3 protein-coding genes are annotated in these 3,746 nt (G+C 69.3%); 2 read left to right on the plus strand and 1 reads right to left on the minus strand.

Features of this window, described 5'->3' with window-relative positions:
- The first annotated feature begins 349 nt into the window (after nucleotides 1-349).
- Nucleotides 350-1,255 carry a prolipoprotein diacylglyceryl transferase gene (lgt, locus tag VIU94_RS00005; protein ID WP_331906093.1) on the plus strand — a complete coding sequence of 302 codons (906 nt, stop codon included), beginning with the start codon at nucleotides 350-352 and terminating at the stop codon, nucleotides 1,253-1,255.
- 153 nt (nucleotides 1,256-1,408) lie between these two features.
- Here the strand turns inward: lgt and VIU94_RS00010 are convergent, their stop codons facing one another.
- Complete coding sequence (locus VIU94_RS00010) at nucleotides 1,409-2,536, minus strand: NADH:flavin oxidoreductase (RefSeq protein ID WP_331906095.1); 1,128 nt, start codon at nucleotides 2,534-2,536, stop codon at nucleotides 1,409-1,411.
- A gap of 118 nt (nucleotides 2,537-2,654) precedes the next feature.
- Between VIU94_RS00010 and VIU94_RS00015 the strand changes: the two genes are divergently transcribed.
- Nucleotides 2,655-3,089 carry a MarR family winged helix-turn-helix transcriptional regulator gene (locus tag VIU94_RS00015; protein ID WP_331906097.1) on the plus strand — a complete coding sequence of 145 codons (435 nt, stop codon included), beginning with the start codon at nucleotides 2,655-2,657 and terminating at the stop codon, nucleotides 3,087-3,089.
- The last annotated feature ends 657 nt before the right edge of the window (nucleotides 3,090-3,746 follow it).

A 3,746-nucleotide genomic window follows, 5' to 3' on the forward strand; every position in this document is an offset into this window, starting at 1 on the left:
TCACCGGTCTGGTATCGGTTACCTGCTCCTGTTCACTGCCTTGGCCTCGACGGCATTCATTTCGCTGGCCTTGCTGCTGATCTGGATCGCCGCACTCGGCGCAGCCCTCAGGCGTGGGCCCTGAGCACGGAGTTCCGGAACCCGGGCCGCCGGGCACCGACCCCCATCGACAACCCGCTGTCCGGTCCCACTCGGACCTCCGCCCGCGCGGAGACGCTCATCTCGCTGCGGACATCTCGACGAGTACCGTCGGCGTCCACCGGACGCCGACCGGTCGCCTCCCCCTGAGCGCTCACTCGGCCGGACAAGTGTTTCGCCGACATCCGACTGAGACTCCTACGGAGCGACCATGGATCTTGCCTACGTTCCCAGCCCTTCGACCGGGGTCCTTCACCTCGGCCCTGTCCCGTTGAGGGCGTACGCCTTCTGCATCATCCTGGGCGTGTTCGTAGCCGTCTGGCTCGGCAACCGGCGCTGGGTCGCGCGGGGCGGGGAGCGGGGCGTCATCGGGGACGTCACCCTCTGGGCGGTGCCGTTCGGCATCGCCGGTGGTCGGCTGTACCACGTGATCACCAGCCCCGACGCGTACTTCGGCGAACACGGCGAGCCCATCCGAGCCCTGTACGTGTGGGAAGGCGGGCTCGGCATCTGGGGTGCCATCGCCCTGGGCGGGGTCGGCGCGTGGATCGGCTGCCGTCGCCACCGAATACGGTTCCCCGACTACGCGGACGCCGTCGCCCCCGGCATAGCCCTGGCCCAGGCCATCGGCCGCTGGGGCAACCGGTTCAACCAGGAACTCTACGGCCGCCCCACCACACTCCCCTGGGGCCTGGAGATCGACCGCGCGCACCGTCCTTCCACCATGCCCGACATCGCGACGTACCACCCCACCTTCCTCTATGAGTCCCTCTGGAACGTCGGCGTCGCCGCACTGGTCCTCTGGGCGGCGAGCCGCTTCGCACTCGGTCACGGCAGGACCTTCGCCCTGTACGTCGCCGCCTACACGGTCGGCCGGTTCTGGACCGAGTACCTGCGCATCGACGAGTCCCACACGTTCCTCGGCCTGCGCCTGAACAGCTGGACCTCTGTCGTGGTCTTCCTCGGCGCCATGGCCTACCTCGTCGTATCGGCCCGCCGCCACCCGGACAGCGACGACGAGGCGCGGACGAAGAACGAAGTTGACAACGCGAGGGCCGGCGAGCCACGCCCGGACGTCGTCGTCAAGACAGGAGGCAGCGCCGCACCTCGTGCCTGACCTGAACCGACGTCCCGCCCGAGACGTCTGCTCAGGGGCTGGTCGTCGCTATGCCCACCAGGCCCGGCTTTCCCCCGCCGCGGCCGCCTGGACCATGTCGGAGACGAAGCCGAGATGCTGCGCCGCCACCTTCCCCGCACCGTACTTTCGGGGCTAGCTCAGCGTCTGCACTGCGGCCGCGTCGTACGGCTTGAGCTCGTCGGTCCGTCCTGCCAGGACCTTCGCTGCCCACTCCGGGTCCTGGAGCAGGGCGCGGCCGACGGCGACCATGTCGAACTCGTCCCGCTCCAGGCGGTCGAGGAGGTCGTCGATGCCCTGTACCGGGGCGCCTTCGCCCGCGAAGGCGTGGATGAAGTCGCCGTCGAGGCCGACCGAGCCGACGGTGATGGTGGGCCTGCCGGTGAGCTTCTTGGTCCAGCCCGCCAGGTTCAGGTCCGAGCCCTCGAACTCGGGTATCCAGTGGCGGCGGGTGGAGGCGTGGAAGGCGTCGACGCCGGCCGCGGCGAGCGGGGTCAGGATCGCCTCCAGCTCCTGGGGGGTCTGGGCGAGCCGCGCGTCGTAGGCGTCCTGCTTCCACTGCGAGAATCGGAAGATCACCGGGAAGTCGGGCGAGACGGTCTCGCGGACCGCGGTCACGACCTCGGCCGCGAACTTCGTACGGGCCACGGGGTCGCCGCCGTAGGCGTCGGTACGGCGGTTCGTCCCCGCCCACAGGAACTGGTCGAGGAGGTAGCCGTGGGCGCCGTGCAGTTCGACGCCGTCGAAGCCGATGCGCTCGGCGGCCGCGGCGGCCTCGGCGAAGGCACCGATGACGTCGTCCAGGTCGCTCTGGGTCATGGCCTTGCCAGTGCCCTCGGTGCCGTCGGGGCGGATGCCGGAGGGGCCCACCGCCGGGGCGTCGGCGTAGGGCGCCTGGCCCTGCTTGCGCACCATGCCGATGTGCCACAGCTGAGGCACGATCGTGCCGCCCGCCGCGTGCACGGCCTCGGCGACCTTCGCCCATCCCGCCAGCTGCTCCTCGCCGTGGAACCGCGGCACACGGTCGCTCTGCCCGGCCGACTCGTGGCCGACGTAGGTCCCCTCGGTGACGATCAGGCCCACGCCGGCGGCGGCGCGTCGGGCGTAGTACGAGCGCACGTCCTCGCCGGGGACTCCGCCGGGGGAGAACATGCGCGTCATCGGCGCCATCGCGATGCGGTTCGGGACGGTCAGGCCGTTCAGCGCGACCGGCCGGGACAGGATCTCGGCGGCGCGGGAGGTGGGGGACGCGGTGACGGTCACAGGGACGCTCCTCGTGGCAATTACTTGACAACCTTGATGCTTGAGAACTTCATGCAACGAAGGGACGGTAGGGGTATATGCTTGAGGTAGTCAAGTATCTTTGGTTAGAGTGACCCTCATGACAGAAGCTCCCCGCGTCGACACGGCCCAGCTCATGGAGCTGCTCTCCGTGTCGCTCGGCGTCTACTACGGCGATTTCACCGTCGCGGCGGCGAGTGAGAACCTCACGGCAAGCCAGGGCAAGGCCCTGACCGTGCTGCGCCGGGGACCCGCCGCGATGCGCACCCTGGCCGAGACCATGACCTGCGACGCCTCCAACATGACCGGGATCATCGACCGGCTGGAGAAGCGCGGCCTGGTGCGCCGCGAGGCCGACGCCTCCGACCGGCGTGTCAAGAACGTCATCCTCACAGCCGAGGGCGAGAGCGTCACTGACGCGATCCGCGCGAAAATGCGCACCACGCACGAGGGCCTGGACAGACTCAGCGGCCAGGAGCGGGACTCCCTGTACACCCTGCTGGAACGGGTCTTCGTATCCCTGCCCGCCACCTGACCCCCTGGCTGCCTTGCGTCTTCTCGACGGCCAGCGGTCGTCGTCGCGGAAGGCTGTAGCCACCGGCGGATCTGGATGTCATGCGGGTCATCCGGGTCAGGAGGGCGAGGAGCGCCCGAGCCACGGCTCCGTGGGCGGGCACCGGACCAATGCCTTGTCCCAGGGCGACCATCAGTGCCTCTTTATGCGCCGTGCCGAGCGTGTCGAGCTCGCTGATCACAGGCTGCAGAAGTCGTTGGAGACCGCTGAAACTGGTCTGGGCCCCGAACTGCACTCCTGCCGCGTGTAGCACGGGCGTGCCGGCATCGGCGGCCCGGGGGCCACTGCGGCCAGCAGCACGCTCTTCCCCACACCCGGCTCCCCGGAAATCAGCAGGGTGCCTCCGACCGTGCGGATGCTCTTGAGGAACGTCTCAACGCGTCGAAGGTCAGCGCCTCGGCCGATGCGCCGCTGGCCATCAGCCCTGTGTCGACTGTCGCCCACGACCAGGGTGAGCATCCCCGCTCCTGTCGGCCGGGGCGGAAGACCATTCGAGGGTGGACGTCGTCCGCCGGCGCTGCTCTCCATCTGACATACTCATGCCATGACAGTGCAGCGAAAGGACCATGCCGCGTAGGCGTCCTTCTGACCTGCGCTCAGACCGCCGAAGGTTCCCGG

Source organism: Streptomyces sp., assembly GCF_036566765.1.
Taxonomy (GTDB): domain Bacteria; phylum Actinomycetota; class Actinomycetes; order Streptomycetales; family Streptomycetaceae; genus Streptomyces.